Annotated in this window: 16 protein-coding genes and 4 pseudogenes; 10 read left to right on the forward strand and 10 right to left on the reverse strand. The window is 35.8% G+C overall.

Annotated features, from left to right (window positions below):
* Positions 1-83 precede the first annotated feature (83 nt).
* On the forward strand, positions 84-1343 hold the full coding sequence (locus tag BMMGA3_RS06425; protein ID WP_003349199.1) for a CYP152 family fatty-acid peroxygenase CypC: 1260 nt from the start codon (positions 84-86) through the stop codon (positions 1341-1343).
* 1204 nt (positions 1344-2547) lie between these two features.
* The gene (locus BMMGA3_RS06435) at positions 2548-3132 is read left to right on the forward strand and encodes an LOG family protein (protein WP_003349201.1); all 585 of its coding nucleotides are present in this window, start codon (positions 2548-2550) and stop codon (positions 3130-3132) included.
* A 344-nt stretch (positions 3133-3476) separates the two neighbouring features.
* Here BMMGA3_RS06435 and BMMGA3_RS06440 read toward each other — a convergent pair whose 3' ends face one another.
* Complete coding sequence (locus BMMGA3_RS06440) at positions 3477-4040, reverse strand: O-acetyl-ADP-ribose deacetylase (RefSeq protein WP_034669584.1); 564 nt, start codon at positions 4038-4040, stop codon at positions 3477-3479.
* Between the two features lie 434 nt (positions 4041-4474).
* On the opposite strand from BMMGA3_RS06440, the gene BMMGA3_RS18630 reads away from it, so the two are divergent.
* The 3 genes and pseudogenes from BMMGA3_RS18630 to BMMGA3_RS06450 all read left to right on the forward strand — a co-directional run.
* On the forward strand, positions 4475-4717 hold the full coding sequence (locus BMMGA3_RS18630; RefSeq protein WP_003349204.1) for a GNAT family N-acetyltransferase: 243 nt from the start codon (positions 4475-4477) through the stop codon (positions 4715-4717).
* Positions 4695-4901 carry a GNAT family N-acetyltransferase gene (locus tag BMMGA3_RS18635; RefSeq protein ID WP_003349207.1) on the forward strand — a complete coding sequence of 69 codons (207 nt, stop codon included), beginning with the start codon at positions 4695-4697 and terminating at the stop codon, positions 4899-4901. The genes BMMGA3_RS18630 and BMMGA3_RS18635 overlap by 23 nt, the downstream gene beginning before the upstream one ends.
* Positions 4902-4929: 28 nt before the next feature.
* Positions 4930-5642 (forward strand): annotated as a pseudogene (locus BMMGA3_RS06450) (IS3 family transposase); the annotation flags it as partial.
* A 57-nt stretch (positions 5643-5699) separates the two neighbouring features.
* On the opposite strand, the gene BMMGA3_RS06455 reads toward BMMGA3_RS06450, so the two are convergent.
* Positions 5700-6257, reverse strand: a complete 558-nt coding sequence (locus BMMGA3_RS06455) for a hypothetical protein (protein ID WP_237712878.1) — start codon at positions 6255-6257, stop codon at positions 5700-5702.
* A 271-nt stretch (positions 6258-6528) separates the two neighbouring features.
* Positions 6529-7533, reverse strand: a pseudogene (locus tag BMMGA3_RS06460) (GMC oxidoreductase); the annotation flags it as partial.
* A gap of 298 nt (positions 7534-7831) precedes the next feature.
* On the opposite strand from BMMGA3_RS06460, the gene BMMGA3_RS06465 reads away from it, so the two are divergent.
* Positions 7832-8893 carry a sulfite oxidase gene (locus BMMGA3_RS06465; RefSeq protein WP_003349216.1) on the forward strand — a complete coding sequence of 354 codons (1062 nt, stop codon included), beginning with the start codon at positions 7832-7834 and terminating at the stop codon, positions 8891-8893.
* 69 nt (positions 8894-8962) lie between these two features.
* Here the strand turns inward: BMMGA3_RS06465 and BMMGA3_RS18240 are convergent.
* The 5 genes and pseudogenes from BMMGA3_RS18240 to BMMGA3_RS06485 form a co-directional block, all read right to left on the reverse strand.
* Positions 8963-9064 (reverse strand): annotated as a pseudogene (locus BMMGA3_RS18240) (sulfite exporter TauE/SafE family protein); the annotation flags it as partial.
* Between the two features lie 154 nt (positions 9065-9218).
* Positions 9219-9647, reverse strand: a pseudogene (locus BMMGA3_RS06470) (NAD(P)H-dependent oxidoreductase); the annotation flags it as partial.
* Between the two features lie 105 nt (positions 9648-9752).
* Positions 9753-10478 (reverse strand): DUF421 domain-containing protein, encoded by a 726-nt coding sequence (locus BMMGA3_RS06475; RefSeq protein ID WP_034669586.1) that lies wholly within the window; start codon positions 10476-10478, stop codon positions 9753-9755.
* 1 nt (position 10479) lies between these two features.
* The gene (locus tag BMMGA3_RS06480; RefSeq protein ID WP_003349220.1) at positions 10480-11178 is read right to left on the reverse strand and encodes an LbetaH domain-containing protein; all 699 of its coding nucleotides are present in this window, start codon (positions 11176-11178) and stop codon (positions 10480-10482) included.
* A 95-nt stretch (positions 11179-11273) separates the two neighbouring features.
* On the reverse strand, positions 11274-11564 hold the full coding sequence (locus BMMGA3_RS06485) for a hypothetical protein (protein WP_003349221.1): 291 nt from the start codon (positions 11562-11564) through the stop codon (positions 11274-11276).
* 320 nt (positions 11565-11884) lie between these two features.
* Between BMMGA3_RS06485 and BMMGA3_RS06490 the strand changes: the two genes are divergently transcribed.
* The 4 genes from BMMGA3_RS06490 (at position 11885) to BMMGA3_RS06495 (ending at position 14150) form a co-directional block, all read left to right on the forward strand.
* Entirely contained in the window at positions 11885-12436 is a 552-nt protein-coding gene (locus tag BMMGA3_RS06490) for a hypothetical protein (RefSeq protein ID WP_003349222.1), read from the forward strand.
* Positions 12437-13285: 849 nt separating this feature from the next.
* Entirely contained in the window at positions 13286-13444 is a 159-nt protein-coding gene (locus BMMGA3_RS17155; protein ID WP_003349225.1) for a YjcZ family sporulation protein, read from the forward strand.
* Positions 13445-13498: 54 nt separating this feature from the next.
* A complete protein-coding gene (locus BMMGA3_RS17160; protein WP_081485706.1) occupies positions 13499-13591 on the forward strand; it encodes a YjcZ family sporulation protein in 93 nt (30 codons plus the stop codon).
* 271 nt (positions 13592-13862) lie between these two features.
* Positions 13863-14150 (forward strand): class I SAM-dependent methyltransferase, encoded by a 288-nt coding sequence (locus BMMGA3_RS06495; protein ID WP_003349226.1) that lies wholly within the window; start codon positions 13863-13865, stop codon positions 14148-14150.
* Here the strand turns inward: BMMGA3_RS06495 and BMMGA3_RS06500 are convergent.
* The gene (locus tag BMMGA3_RS06500; RefSeq protein ID WP_003349228.1) at positions 14109-14816 is read right to left on the reverse strand and encodes a DUF421 domain-containing protein; all 708 of its coding nucleotides are present in this window, start codon (positions 14814-14816) and stop codon (positions 14109-14111) included. The two genes, BMMGA3_RS06495 and BMMGA3_RS06500, sit on opposite strands and share 42 nt — an antisense overlap.
* A 229-nt stretch (positions 14817-15045) precedes the next feature.
* Positions 15046-15372, reverse strand: a complete 327-nt coding sequence (locus BMMGA3_RS06505) for a DUF4257 domain-containing protein (RefSeq protein WP_003349230.1) — start codon at positions 15370-15372, stop codon at positions 15046-15048.
* Positions 15373-15639 lie beyond the last annotated feature (267 nt).

A 15639-nucleotide genomic window follows, 5' to 3' on the forward strand; every position in this document is an offset into this window, starting at 1 on the left:
TAAGGGTCCAAGTTTTTTGAGACTAAACAGGGGAAAATTTACAAAGAATAAGACCATTACTATGAAAAATGGAGATGGATCATATGTCAAATATAAATCAAATGCCTCGGGAAGAAGGAATAGATTCTACCTGGCGTCTTATGGAAGAAGGATATATGTACATTTTGAACAGACGTCACAGTTTTAATTCTGATATTTTCGAGACCCGTTTGCTTGGAAAGAAAGCAATCTGCATGGGAGGAAAGGAAGCTGCGGAAATTTTTTATGACACTGAGAAATTCAAAAGGAAGGATGCAGCACCAAACCGGGTTGTGCAAACATTGTTTGGCAAGAATGGTGTTCAGGCGTTAGATGGACAGACCCATAAACATCGCAAGGAAATGTTTATGTCGATTATGTCTCCTGACGAACTTGAAAAACTAACTGACATTACAAAAAAACAGTGGGAAATAGCAGTGGATAAATGGGAACAGATGGATAAGGTTATTCTTTATGAAGAAGCGAAGGAAATTATGTGCAGGACAGCCTGCCAGTGGGCAGGTGTACCGGTACAAGAAAACGAAGTTAAGAGGCTGACAAAAAATTTAGGGGCGATGTTTGAGTCGGCAGCTGCAGTTGGTCTAAAACATTGGCTAGGGAGACATGCACGGAATTACGAAGAAATATGGATCGAAGAACTCATTGATAGGGTTCGTGATGGGAAAGTGAATCCCCCTGAAAATACCACATTACACAAATTTTCCTGGTATCGCGATCTGGAAGGGAATCTTCTGGATACCGAGACCGCTGCTGTAGAAGTAATCAATATTTTGAGACCGATTGTGGCGATTGCTATTTTTATCAATTTCATTGCGCTGGCATTGCACCATTATCCGGAAGAAAAGGAGAAACTTAAATCTGGCGATAAAAAGTATTCTCAGATGTTTGTACAGGAAGTTCGCCGTTTTTATCCATTTTTTCCGTTTGTCGTGGCGCTGGTAAAAAAAGATTTCACCTGGAAAGGCTATAAATTTGAAGAAGGCACGTTAACCTTGCTGGATCTTTATGGCACAAATCATGACCCTGAAATTTGGAAAAATCCTGATGTGTTCAGTCCTGATCGGTTTGCCAAATGGGAAGGAAGCCCTTTTAGCTTCATTCCGCAGGGTGGTGGTGATTACTTTATGGGACATCGCTGTGCTGGGGAGTGGGTTACCATTGAAGTCATGAAAGTGAGTCTTGATTATCTAACAAATCGAATGGATTATGAAGTTCCTGACCAGGATTTAAGTTTCAGCATGGCTAGCATGCCAAGTATTCCCCATAGTAAAGTAGTGATCAAAAATGTTAAAAAGAGGATATAATTTATTTCTACTCTACTCAATTATTGTGAGTAATTAGCTTTTTAAATGCGTGCTAAGGTTCAATAAGTGCGAGACGGCTTTTCGTTTCCATTACACGATATTTGTATAAGAAGGGGAGCTTTTTGCTCCCTTTATTGTTTTGGTTCAAAGGTGTTTTATTTATTGTTGAACTCAAATTAAATAGTGATGTTAGAAACGAACAAAAGAACTAAGAAAAGAAGAAAAGAACGTTGGAAGAAAGGAGAATTCGAAGATTGGATAATTTTGGAAAGTTATTTAATATACTTTATAAAGAAAACTAATAGGCCTTATTTGATTGTATTTTTTATATCACTATTCACTACTCTTCTTAAACTGAGATTGGTTTTAAGTGGAAAAGTGATTTATAGTAACGGTTGGAATATTATTTGGACATTCTTCTCTTATATCGTCCTTTAAATGTGGGCGTATTGGCATTTTCTCTACTTTAAGAAATTACAAGTTTAAAGTTAATTTTTAACAAACATGAATGAAAGTGTGTTTCGTTGAAAAAGCCTTCGATTCTAATTAAATTAAGTACTGATAAACATAGATAATTGATGTTATGGAGAGGAGAATAAAGTTTGGTACAAGGTATTAATCACATATGTTTTTCCGTTTCAGATTTAGACAAATCTATCGAGTTTCATTTCATGAGAAAGGTAAGAAATAGTTAGAATTACAAAGAGTAAACTTTACAAAATTACTAGAGTGGGGTTGAAATATGCCTATCAATCGTGTTAGAGAGTTTTGGGTGTAGAGATTGGACAAATAGCGAAGTCTATTCTATTCCGTTCAAATGATAAAAATTATGGATTGTTTGTGGCGGCTGGGTGTTGTACGAATTAACCCGAAGAAAGTCAAATCATTAATTGGTGGAAAAAAGCAAAAGCCGAAAAGTGTTGATGGATCACCTTCATAAACGATGATTGGCGATAAAGCTAAAACCCCTTGAGCATCAAGGGGATTTGTTATCTTCAAATTTCTAATGCACGAACGGCTTGAGCGAGTTCACCAACTTCCTCCATCAGAAAGCCGATAAGAATAAAGGGCTAACTCTCTCCATCCTCGTTTTTCATAAGTTTCAGCAATCCAGCTCTGTAATTCAGACAATTGCACCCTCTATCACTCCTTTGTTTTGATACAATAGTATAATACTATTTAAAAAGATAGGAGAGTAATAACTATGAAGCGTGTTTGTGTTTTTGCTGGATCTAATCCTGGAACCCATCCCGAGTATAAAGAATCTGCCATTCAACTCGGAAAAGAACTAGTAAAAAAAGGACTCGAGCTAGTATATGGCGGCTCAAACATTGGACTTATGGGGACAATAGCGAATACAGTATTAGGTCAAGGTGGTACGGTTATTGGCGTTATGCCTACAAGCTTGTTCCGTGGAGAGGTGGTCCATCGGAACCTCACTCATCTCTATGAGGTTAAGGATATGCATGAACGAAAAGCCAAGATGGGAGAGATTTCTGATGCATTCATCGCTCTTCCAGGAGGTTATGGAACATTTGAAGAAATTTTTGAATTTGTTAGTTGGGGGCAACTTGGAATACATAATAAGCCCGTAGGGGTATTAAATGTAGCAGGCTACTACAACCCCTTGATGGAAATGATTGCAAAAGCGGTAGAAGGAGGCTTTATTCCTTCAACACATAAGGAGCTCATTATTTTCGAAAGCAACCCAATGATTCTTCTAAAGAAACTTCGTGAATACAAGCCACCTCTCAAGACAAATAAATGGAGTGAACTAGAATATAAATAAACATAATTAACAAGAGTCATCTACTTATATCTTTTTCATAAATAATCAAATTTTCCGATATGTAAATCCCATTTTAACCGAAAGATAAAGTGAAGTACCGAAGGTGGTTCACTTTATCTTTCAGCAACGCCGTTAGGTGATTAATTATGTCGTTTCTATTGCACGATCTATTGCTCTGCAATGTATCAGTAGTAAGGAGGAGCTTTTTGCTCCCTTTATTGTTTTGTTAAGTAGTAATGTTAATACAAGCGATGAAAACAACCAAAGAAGAAAAGAAGAAAGATAGAAAGGAAGGGTTCCGATACAAAAAGACTGTTAGTCCCCTTCAAACATATTGTCCCATCTTATAACTCTTTTCCAGACAGGATATTTTTTAGTGACTGGCCATATATTTCAAAATCCTTCTGGGAAAACAATACCATTTTAACTTCTCCTAATTGATTCCGCTTTAAAAAGTTGATAATTGTTTTAAGTGCGATGACCGAGGCCAATTCCTCTGGAAAACGATAGACTCCCGTAGAAATGGATGGGAATGAAATACTCTTAAGTTTTTTTTCTGCTGCTAGATTAAGAGAGTTTTGATAACAATTTGAAAGAAGTTCCCCTTCTCTTTCAAGATTTCCCCGCCAAACCGGGCCGACTGTATGGATAACATATTTAGCCGGAAGCTGAAAGCCATCAGTTATGACAGCTTCCCCGGTTGGCAATTCTTTTCCGTTTAAGACTTCCTTTCGAATCCTCCTGCATTCCTGCAACAATTCAGGACCAGCTGCCCGGTGGATTGCACCGTCAACCCCGCCGCCCCCTAGGAGAGTACCATTAGCAGCATTCACAATCGCATCTGTAGTTTGCTTTGTGATATCACCCAAAATAAGCTCCAGTGTATTTCCATTTATCTCCACCTTTATAATTATCACACCTTTCTATTTTCGTTTTTTCCAAAAAACAAAGGTCAACAGCAATAATATTGTTGGTTTCAATAATATTAATTTAAAACCGTTATTTCCACCATTAAAGTAATAGGCGATTGCGATGCTGCCAAAGCAGGGGTATCTTTCTAAGGTTAATCATACTTATTGTACAACAATATTTTATTTAGAATGATAGAGGGGAGCTCAAACGATGAAAATTTTCAGGTTTGAAGTTGGGAAAGATACAGGTATGGTTGCTATAATACTTGAACTAGTCCGGGCCATATTGAATAAACAATACTCACACATCTATATTTTTGAGTGCTAATGTTAATAGTTACTAGCGGCGATACTCTCTGGAAAATTGTATAAAAATTCTATATTTAAAACATTATTAATGCTAAAATGTAGAAAAAAATAGGAGTGGCATAATGAAGATAAGAAAGGCAGTTTTATCAGATGCGAAAGGAATAGCCAAAGTACACGTTGATAGTTGGAAAACCACATATGAAAATATTATTCCAGATGAATATTTAAATCAATTGACTTATGAAATTCGAGAGCAATTATGGAATAACATCATTCCTAATGGCAATGTATTTGTAGCAGAGAACCAGGAAGGAAAAATTTCAAGGGCAATGGATAGGAAAAATGCTTGTAAAACGAGTTATTAATGAACTGAAAAACTTGAAAATATATTCAATGCTTGTTCTTGTATTGGAAGATAATAGTTCTCGATATTTTTATGAGGCTCTTGGTGGTGAAAAAATAGATACTGTTGAGGTAGAGATTTTTGGAAAGAATCTTAACGAACTTGTTTATGGTTGGCATGATATAAGAACTATACCAATTAAATAGGGTATTTTGTTATTGATAGGGTGTTACGATGACAGCCGCCATTTTGGAGATATTCAAAAACAGTCGGCAAAACTATGGTACACGCAAAATTAAATATGAATTAAAGAAACTGGGCATCATCGCCTCAAGGCGAAGAATTGGCAGAATCATGAAAGAAAACGGGCTGGTTTCAAACTATACGGTTGCCCAGTTTAAACCCCAAATGGATAAATGTAATGAATCAAAAGTTGCAAATGTGTTAAAAAGAGAATTTGATCAACAAAAAGAATTAACAGTTGTGGTCAGTGACTTAACATACGTTAGAGTGGAAAAAAGCTGGCATTACATCTGTTTATTTGTCGATCTCTATAATCGAGAAATTATTGGTCATAGTGCAGGTCCAAATAAAGATGCCCAGCTAGTTTATCAAGCATTATCGACAGTGAAAGCAGAATTGCGGAAAATTCAATTATTCCACACAGACAGAGGCAATGAATTTAGAACAAGACAATTGATGAAGCGCTAGATACATTCAACATTAACGATCGTTAAGTATGAAGGGTTGCCCCTATGACAACGCAGTCGCTGAAGCAACCTTTAAAATTATCAAAACAGAACTTGTAAAAGGTAAATATTTCGAAAGTTTAGAACGATTAAAAATGGAATTGGATGATTATGTTTAATCATATTAGAATCCATGGAACACTAGGGTATTTAAGCCCGATGGAGTACAAAGAGAAACACCTCAAAAAAATTGTCTAGTTTAGTGTTGACATACCAAACTACTTCTCTGTACAGGAAGTTATGTGGTGAGTTCCCTTAATACATTTCCTCACTTAGAGATTTTGCAACTTTCTCCCGAACTTTGTATGCTAACTGTGATGCTCGGAGTGATGCCTCCCAAATTGCCGGGTTTACTGTAGATCGAGTAATGGAAAGGGCTTGCTGAATGGACGACGCCATTTGATATAGTCTATATTGCCCTTGATCAACAGTAGCTGTATAAGTGGGACTAACCGATTTTCGAAGGTTTGTAATTGCCATGGGGAAGTTTTGCCATAATCGTAGAATGGCATTCATGCAACCAACCATGAGCGGAAAGTGGGGAGGCCTTCCTTGACCATTGGCCAAAAGCTCAGCAGCTCCGAGTGCTGAGTAAAGGTGATAGCTGAAAGGGGTGAGGTAACGGGCATGCACGATGTGAAGTTCCGGCAATCCCCAGCTTTCAGGAAGATACCGAAATTCGGAAGTGATACCGCATCCTAGGGCAAGATTTCTACTAGCCATCTGAAGGTGATGAAGTACAGCACCCATGGCTTGAAGAAACGATGCTGAAGCTAGTGGTATGGATTGGAGTGTAGATAACAATTGGTGCATTTCGGTCGTCTCATGACTTAATTCTAGTTGGGGCCTAGACTCAAAAACATAATTTGAATTTGTAAAATCCGGTTGAGTATACATCTCATTACTCCTTTTAATGAAACATTATGGAATTAGGATATTCATCTACAAATTGAATGACACTAGACATTCGCCCATTATTATCATTCCTTTGCTACTAAAGAGGGTTTATTGTCGATGTAAACCAATCTAAATCATATTCATCGGGTTTTTGAGGGGATATAAAGTTGTGGATTTCCTTGTGTAATCACCCCTGTTTCTGTAATTGTTGGGCAATTGTAAAACCAATAAGGTACGCGGCCGCAGAAGTATTCCCATCCACGGTAAAAGGAACTATGGAATCATCAGCCACTATTAAGTCGCTTACTCCATTACACTTTTCCTTGATCATCAACAACTCCACCTTGTATTCGTGGTGCCATTCGAAGTGCACCTTGTTGATGGTGATTATGGGCAAATTTTGCTTGATAAACTCTTCAAGACGTTGATCGTTATTGATGATATCTAGTGTTGGTGACATGAGTTTATACGCAGAATCAATGGCTGTAAGCTTTTGTGCTATTTTCTTTATATAAATATTGTAGATATTTTTTACTACTTCTAGATCAGCTGGATTTGAAAGAAAGCCTTCATCAGCAAGCACTATTTTCAATGGGTCATTACTTTGAATTTGAATAGATCCACGACTTTTGGGCCGTAAGTATAGAATAATAATGGATAATTGGCCTTCAGATCCGAGTCCTACCAACTGCACAGCTCGCCTACTTTTTTTGGCTCCAGGCGTTGGATCAGGAAGAAATGCACCTCCTGTATACAGAGCGTTCGGGTCACCTAGAGGGAGTGGTCAATCGTTCGGATTCGTGGTGAATACAGCGGAGTTAAGTGTATGGTTTCTAAGGTTTTTACATACGTTTGGATTATCAAAAACCACAGGAATGTTCGCTTCTTTAAGCAGTTTGGCAGGGCTAACTCCAGAAAGCATTAAAAGCTGGGCACAATTTATTCCTGCAGAAATGATAATTTTTTTGTTAGCAAATGCTCGAACACACTTTCCCTCTTTAAGGAATTCTACCCCAACTGCCCGTTGTTGATGAAAGATCACTCGAAGGGCAGTTAGACCGTCAGGAGTCATGATATCTGACGAAAGAAAGGCAGTTGAGGAACTTTCTCTTCGACCGTCCGGCTTCTGGTATAATTGCCAGCGGGTAAATGGACCAATCGGTGTTTTAGGATCGTTATAGTCAAGAATTCTTTACCTATATTTCACCTGTAGGAAAGACTGATTCAGCTATGGATATGATGATGTATCCTTCAAGTTTGCTTCACACTGTTTAACATTGCGCTACGACATGTGATCATATGATTACCCACTTGCTTCATCATGAAGATATTAATTGTCGAAGACGCCAACTTGAGTACTGTCATTTAAATGCAAGTTTTATTGCTCGAAACAGCCATCCTGCTAGAGTAAAACATCGCAGATACTCCCATATTAACTGTTCTATTAGGATCATTTGAAAATAACATAAATAGTGAAAAGAGGTGAAAAAATGAACGGGAAACAGATTATCCCTTTTTTAACTACAAAAAGTTTACATCCAGAAAATCAAGAATCACCTATTAACTTTCTTAACGAATGGCAAACACCAATCAAATATTTTTATCGTAGAAATCATTTTACCTATCCATTTTTAACCCAACATCATTTTTGGATACAAATTAGTGGTCAGGTGCACCAGCCACGTTTTTTTCATTATAACGAGATCTTATCAATGCCCTCTAAATCACTTATTGTACCTCTAGAATGTGCTGGAAATAAAAGAGTAAATTTCATTCCTAAAGTTTATGGGGAACAATGGGAAGAGGGAGCGATAAGTCAAGGGAAATGGACTGGTGTCTCTTTGAAAGACATCCTTGAAAATGTGGGACTGTCACAAAATGCACAAGAAATCGTTTTTGAAGGAGCTGATTTTGGTAAAAAACCAGGTATGCATGAAAATATTCCATTTGAAAGAAGCCTTCCTTTAGAAAAGGCATTGCATCCCGATACAATAATTGCTTATAAATACAACGATAAACCCCTTAGTTTTAAACACGGTTATCCTTTTAGATTAATCGTTCCCAATTGGTATGCGATGGCCTCTGTAAAATGGCTAAGTAAAATTAAGGTAATTGATGACGCTTATAAGGGTCCTTTTCAAACAGATGATTACGTATATTATCCCCATGAGGATAGTGACAGGGATAAATTTCCCGTTACCATTTTGAATGTAAATTCCATCATCCAACAACCCATTCATTTATCCATTTTAAATATTGGTATACATGAAATTAAAGGTATTGCTTGGACTGGTAATGGAAGCATTACAGAATTACAATTAAGTTTTGACAAAGGTGAGACGTGGAAATACGCAACATTAAATTCATTACTAAACCAAGACTATGCTTGGTCAAGTTGGTCCTATATTTGGAAAGTAGAGAAAAAAGGGGAATACGCCATCTATTCAAGGGCAAAGGATTCATCTGGCCGAATTCAACCCCAAACTCCATTTTGGAATCGAAAGGGTTATGGATATAACGCTGTTTCAAAGATTACTGTAAAAGTTGAATGATTTTTATTCATTTAATTACTACGTTTTCTTTTTTTAGGATAGAATTTCCATTCAAATCTGTAGCAAAGATTAATAAGCTAAAATCCCTTGAAGGATTTTAGTATTTACTTTTTTTCTTACATTTACACCTATTGGAGACGCAGTCAAACTGGCAACGATCATAATGAATGCCGGGAAATTTTGACTCGTCCTGTAGTCAGTAGTTGCGAGTAATCATAGGGTACTTTTTCTGTATCGTTAGGGTGAACCGTTTAATTTCGCCTTCTATCGAAACTTGTTTGCCGAACTGTTGCTGAAATACGAAGAAATTCTTTTTTAGTAGCTCTGGGCCCTCAGAATAAATGCCTCCACGCGCTTGAATATGTAAGGCTTTTTTGTCAGTTAACCAACTGGTCCCAGTTCAGTGTATTTAAAGGTTTTAGGCATCAATATATGTCTTTCATAACCGGCGGGAATGAAAAATTCCACATAGATGTTTTAAAACATATTTATCAGCTGATATAAATTGTTCACATAGTTCTGAAAGTCTACCTACTTTTACCTTCTCATCTGAGGAAATCTCCTCAAATCCCTTCCCAGATTGGAGTTTACCCAAACCACTAAAAACATCTACATCAATTTGTGGAATATTTTCCTTATAAAGGTCAACATTCACAATTTCATCGTTTGGATTTGCTTCTTTGTAAGTGTCGATAAAAGCCTTTCCCACTGCCATACTGTATGACTGGGTGTCATCATGTGGATGAGATGTAATGTTATTAAAAGTACCTAAATTCGGCTGTTTTGCTTTATAAGAAGAAACTGGTCCTCATGAAGCGTTTATAGAGCCCGAAAGCAAGTGCAAAAACGGTCCTCATGATTAATGTACGATTGGGTGTGCAGGTTTAGTAACTTCATTGACAAATGAGAAATGCAGTTCATGCTTATCATTAATCGAAGCGAAAAAAATGCTATCCAATTTATCAATTCCTTTCTTTTGTAATTGATTTTTTAACCATTTTTCATTTAAATTTAACTGGTTCAGAACAGAAGATTCAATTTTTCCCTCCACTATTACAGGATAGGACATGCCTTCGTGCTTCTTTTTAATTTCTAAATCCTCTATGGTAACGAAAGATTTGTTCGAATTTTTATAAACAGATAAATTTCCATTTGCTTCTACCACTGCAAGTTCCACATCATTTACGTTAAATATATCCTTTTCTCTGAGCATCTGAAGAATGTTATCTAAAGAATAGCGAATACGTTTTAAATTTCCCACAAGAAAGTGCCCGTTTTGTATAACTACTGTTGGCTCAAATGTAATCCATTTACTGATTCGTCTATTTTTTATTATCAGACTTGATATAACTCTTTGTATAAAGCCTATAGCCGAAATTGCAACAGTGGTACGCAAAAGGCTGATGTCCGGAATGGCAATTGCTGCTCCGACAACGACACCAAGTGTAATAATGATAATAAAGTCAAACACCGGTAATTCACTAATAGAACGTTTTCCAATAAATAAAATGGTAATCAATAATAAAGGCACGAGGGTTATAATTCTTCCGTATACTACAAAAATTTCTTTTACTGATTCTAACATGTCATTTATCATCCCTTTTGTATCCTTTTGCCAGTTCCTTATTGACTGAAATAAATTTCTCATTAAAATCATAATATTGGTATTGTGATGTGATCTCTGGCAACTGATCTGCTTCGTCTTGACTAGTGATTACCTTTCCAGCTGCAACGTATCGGTTTCGAGGAATTGTTACTCCTATTACCTTTGAAGCAGGTTCTAATACTGCGTTTTCCTGTACGTGGGAATCAAAGACTAAACATTGCATGCCAATAAACACCTTATTATCGATGATAGCAGGTCCATGTACTTGACATTGCTGTGCCAACGTAACCTGATCACCTACATAGATGGAGTAAGGTTGATTATTTTTAAAAACTGAATTATGGGCCAACATACTTTGGTATTCGTAGTTTTTTAAACCATGCAGAACTACCCCATCCTGTACATTGGTTCCATTCCCAATATGGATTCCTAACCCCTCATCTCCCCTTATGGAAGAAAACGGACCCACAAATACATTCTTACCAATGTTAACACTGCCAATCACTGAAGCGAAATGATGGATATATGCAGAATGATTCACAGAAGGTTTATCGAGATTAAAGTTAAACGTAGTTGTTGTATTTGGGGTCACATTATCTTTATTTCTTAAAGCTTCAATTACTTTGCTAACAATTGAAGAAATGGTCAACCCTAAGATTAATTTGTTGCTCGTTTTCATTTGTACACCACCATTTTATTATTATCTTCCATTTATTGGTTTAAATGTGATATATTTTGAATTCCCATAATCGTGGGCATTTAAGAATGTAAAGGCTATTTTTTGGTAAATTGATTTTTATCAGGGATTAATTCCTTCGCAAATTCTGTTAATCCAGTCAAATTCAGTTTTTGGCTACCTTTTTCCATGCGAAAATTATTTTTCAAATTTTGAATCGGGCGTACCATATTTTTGTTTCGATTTCTTCCTAATCCAAATACGGCTGCACTAATTCCCAGAACTAATAAAGACCCCCACATCACCCCTTTATTGTTTCTTCTTCTGATAAACCTATTTAAAAAAGGTTGTCTTCTCCCTTTATTAAAAAGCGCTGCTATCCAGTTCAATTTAAGCACTTCCTTTATTTTAAATTCAGAAAACAAAAATTTATCACTTTCTGAACTTTATTTTTTACTTTCACGGTTTCAGTTATGCTGGCATTATTTGTTTCAGTAATGATGTGAGATCTAAAAATTTAATGGGTGTTTTTACCAAAATCATATAAAAAGAAGAATAAAAAAATTAAGAAGAAAATCATTTATCACCATGGTTTTATCTATCTCTTTGGAGTGAAATAAGTGATTAAACGAAAAGGTACCACGATTCATTTATTTTTGTTATTTTTTATTATTTCCTTTATTCTTGCTTTTGTTGGCAGCGTGTAATAATGTGGACACGATTCAACAAAGCGAAGACGAAAAGGCTAAAAGCGAAGATAGGAGATAACGCGAATAAGGAAAGTACAAATGAGGATAAGCAGCAAAGTGAAAAGAAAAAAGAAGACATTTGGACGTATTATGAAAATGCAACATGGTCTGATAACTTCAAAGGCTTAAAAACAACCATACAAAAAGTTGTAGTAAGTGATAAGGCTCCAGGTATCGACGATAATGGGAATCAAATTACCACATCAGCAGTTGGGGTAAAATTTCAAATTGAAAATACCACTGTAGGGAAATTTACTACATATCCAGATCAAGCGGTGTTAGTGACAAGTACAGGTGAGCAAATTGACATGCCTGATATGTTTGTATCTGATCATATTGGTGGTGAAATTGACAAAGGTGTTATTAAAGAAGGAAATGTAATTTGGTACTTAAAACGAGGAAATGCAGAAAAAATCGAATGGATAAAATTAAAATGGTCAGCACATGTTGGTGGAGAAGATGAATTTGATGGAGAAAGTAAAGAAAATGAAATTGAGTTGAAGTTGAAATAAGCCTTCTCGGTTTGAGGAGGCTCTTGTTATATGTACAATTCATCTTCCGAGCATTCCAGCACTTCAGCAATTTTATATGGTTTGTCGATGGTTGCAGAAGCTGTATTTAATCGTAATGTCTAAATGCAAATTACAAAGATTGCGCATAATACGGATCTATATAAAAAAAGAGGTGCTTCAAAAAGCAACTATTTAGGAGTTATTTTTCTTCTTTTTGATATTCACAGCTGCCCAAACTGCTAAAGCACCAAGAAAAGCCACAAAGATTGGGATAAATGTGTTATCTTTCATAAGAAAAACCTCCTTAGCTTAAAAAAGCTTCCAAGTAAGTATTACAAAAAAGTAAATTAAGTGAATTACACAGTTCGAACAACATTATTTGAAGATACCAAACTTAAATTGTATTCCACCAGATAATCCAAATACACCAAAAAATTCCTGGTTCGTCCATTTTCTTAAAATTCCAAAGTTAAATCAACACCTGTCCATACCTTTTTCTTCTTTTTTCATATCTTATAGTACGAGGGATAGAAGTCTCTCTATAAAACTCAGCTGCATGTATCCGCCGCCCATGCAGCAGTCCACCTCCTCATTGGTAGAAGTGTATGCGAAATGCATATGCTTCTATTTATTTTTGTTTTGCAGATTGTTTCAAAAAAATTCAAGTTAGAAAACGAGTATTGAATTTTTTAACAAGACTTTTAACGTAAATCAGTGAATTATATAAAGCAAATGTGGAATTTGTTATTCTTGTGACTCTTGTCCAATCGAATACTTTTTTGAAACATATTTTATAGTGAGGTTGCTTATAAAGTCTTCCTTAATCATCACAATAGGAGGTGAAATGTTATGTGTTGGGGATCTTACGGTGCTGGCTATGGTGGTTATGGTTACGACGGTGCTGGTTACGGCGGTGCTGGTTACGGCGGTATCGGCAGTAATTTTGCATTAATCGTCGTATTGTTTGTTTTATTAATTATTATTGGTTCCACTATGTTCTTTGGTTAAGAAGTTCGAAGGAGCAAAAACTGATTATTCAAAGTAATAGGAGGTGTTTAAAAAATGAGTGATGGAATTAGACGTGCTTTTGCGTTAGTTGTTGTATTGTTTGTTTTACTCATCATTGTAGGATGTTCTTGTAGGGGTATCTATTAAAATGTAAAGGGCAGGTTAGGTTAATCTGTCCTTTTGTCATATAGACTTCTGAAAAAATTTTGATACCACAGGAAACCACGTGCACTTATTGAACAAGAACTTTCTAGGGCTCTCCATGTTTATTTTCCTGAAAGTAACTTGGCATGGTCTGACCATTCCACAAAGACCTTTCCGTCTTTACTGCAATCCATGGGGTTGCTAGTGTCGTTAGCCGTCCAAGATATACGAAGACAACCTTGATCAGGCTATGAAACAAGGGGTGGAGCAGTATGTGATACTTGGGGCTGGGATGGATACCTTTGCTTTTCGTCGTTTGGATCTCCTAAATCAAGTTCAGGTATTTGAAGTTGACCACTCCGCCACACAAGTATTCAAACTTAATCGACTGGCTGAATTAGAATGGAAAATTCCGACAAATCTACGCTTTGAACCAATGGATTTCATAAAAGAGAGTTTGGCTGATGCACTTAAGGAATATATTTTATATAAAACAGGTCCAATTTTCGATGATATCTATTCAATACTTGTCAGTAAGGGAAGGCGCATTATCTTTATATAGTTCTACATATAATTTTCCATCAGTTCCGATAACAGCATAAAGGATTCGATTAATAGATAACTTTCTTTTTATTAACTCCTGTTCAATCCAATTTTTGTTGTATTTTAATGTCAAATTTTTATCAATTAGTTTTCCCTCTATAATTAGCTCTATAGGCAGGCTAAGTTGTTTTGATTCAGTTTTTAATATGTCACTTTTTACTGTGTTTTGATATTGTTGTTTCTTTAAAACCGATAAATTACCACTAACCTCTAATAATGCATATTCTACTTCTTTGATATCAAATATTCCTAATTCTCTAAGTTGTTGATTCAAATCATCTATTGAATATCTTAATTTTTTCATATTTGATTCTAGAATATGCCCTCTATTAATGATTACGGTAGGTTGACCAGAAAACCATTTTCGAAGCACCCTACTTTTAAAGGAGATGAAAGAAATTAAATAATAGATAAGAAAGAGCGCTAAAAAGGAAGTTAACATGGGTAAAAATTTTAAATTCACATCAAATCCCATATTTGCTACGAATGAACCCAAAATGATTGACAGAGCGAAACTGAAGTAATTTTTGTGGGGGTTTACTTGTTTTCCGATTAAAAAGGTTATGAACATTAATAAGATGAAGGATATAACAGTTCTAGCGACAGCATGCAAAACATCTTCCATTTACAGTTGATCCCCTCTAATACATTTGGTTAATGCAGTTCACTTTCTTTTTTAAACCAAAAAAGAGGATTTTATACTTTTTCCAAATAGATGATAAAACCGAAGTAATTATTAATCAAAGCTTTGTTGCTAGTGGAATCAAGGCATTTTATAGTCAAGTATCAATATGATTTTCAATTGCAAAAAAAATCCGTTGAACATTCAACAGATTAATACATAATTTTAGCTTCTATTTATTTTTTGCATCTTCTGCGGATGAGTCCAGCGAATGATCAGATTTTGTTTCTGATTTAAAAAAATCCAAGCTTCTTACGATCGTTTCCCCTCCAAAGCCGGCAACGAAAGAAATAAAAATAATTTTGAATATTGAATCAGTGTCTGAAGATACGATGAGCAGTACAGCTGCCAGTGCTCCCATAACTACTTCTTCTATAAAACCTAAATAAATGAAACGTTTTGTTCTTCTTGGCTTTATGATTTTGCCGCGCCTTCTTATATGACCAACCATACCGACAAATCCACCAATCAATACTGCGAAGACAATGTTTCCTGACATTTTCCTTCACACTCCTAAAGGTCAAATTTTGGACCTTAGGCAATTCTTGGTGTACTATCATTATAACTTGAATAAACTTTAATTTTCATGAATAAAAATACCGAATTTTCTGTATTTTGGAAATAGTTCTTTCTAATTATCCAGAAACTGCAACTATTTTAGCAGATAAGAGAGTTGCAAGCTTTGCATAAATAAAAAAACTGACTCAGCAGGGTCTGACTCCATCCAACATTGACGATACATAGAAAGGTTTTATTTGTGTTTGTC

It is taken from the genome of Bacillus methanolicus MGA3 (assembly GCF_000724485.1).
GTDB lineage: Bacteria > Bacillota > Bacilli > Bacillales > Cytobacillaceae > Bacillus_Z > Bacillus_Z methanolicus_A.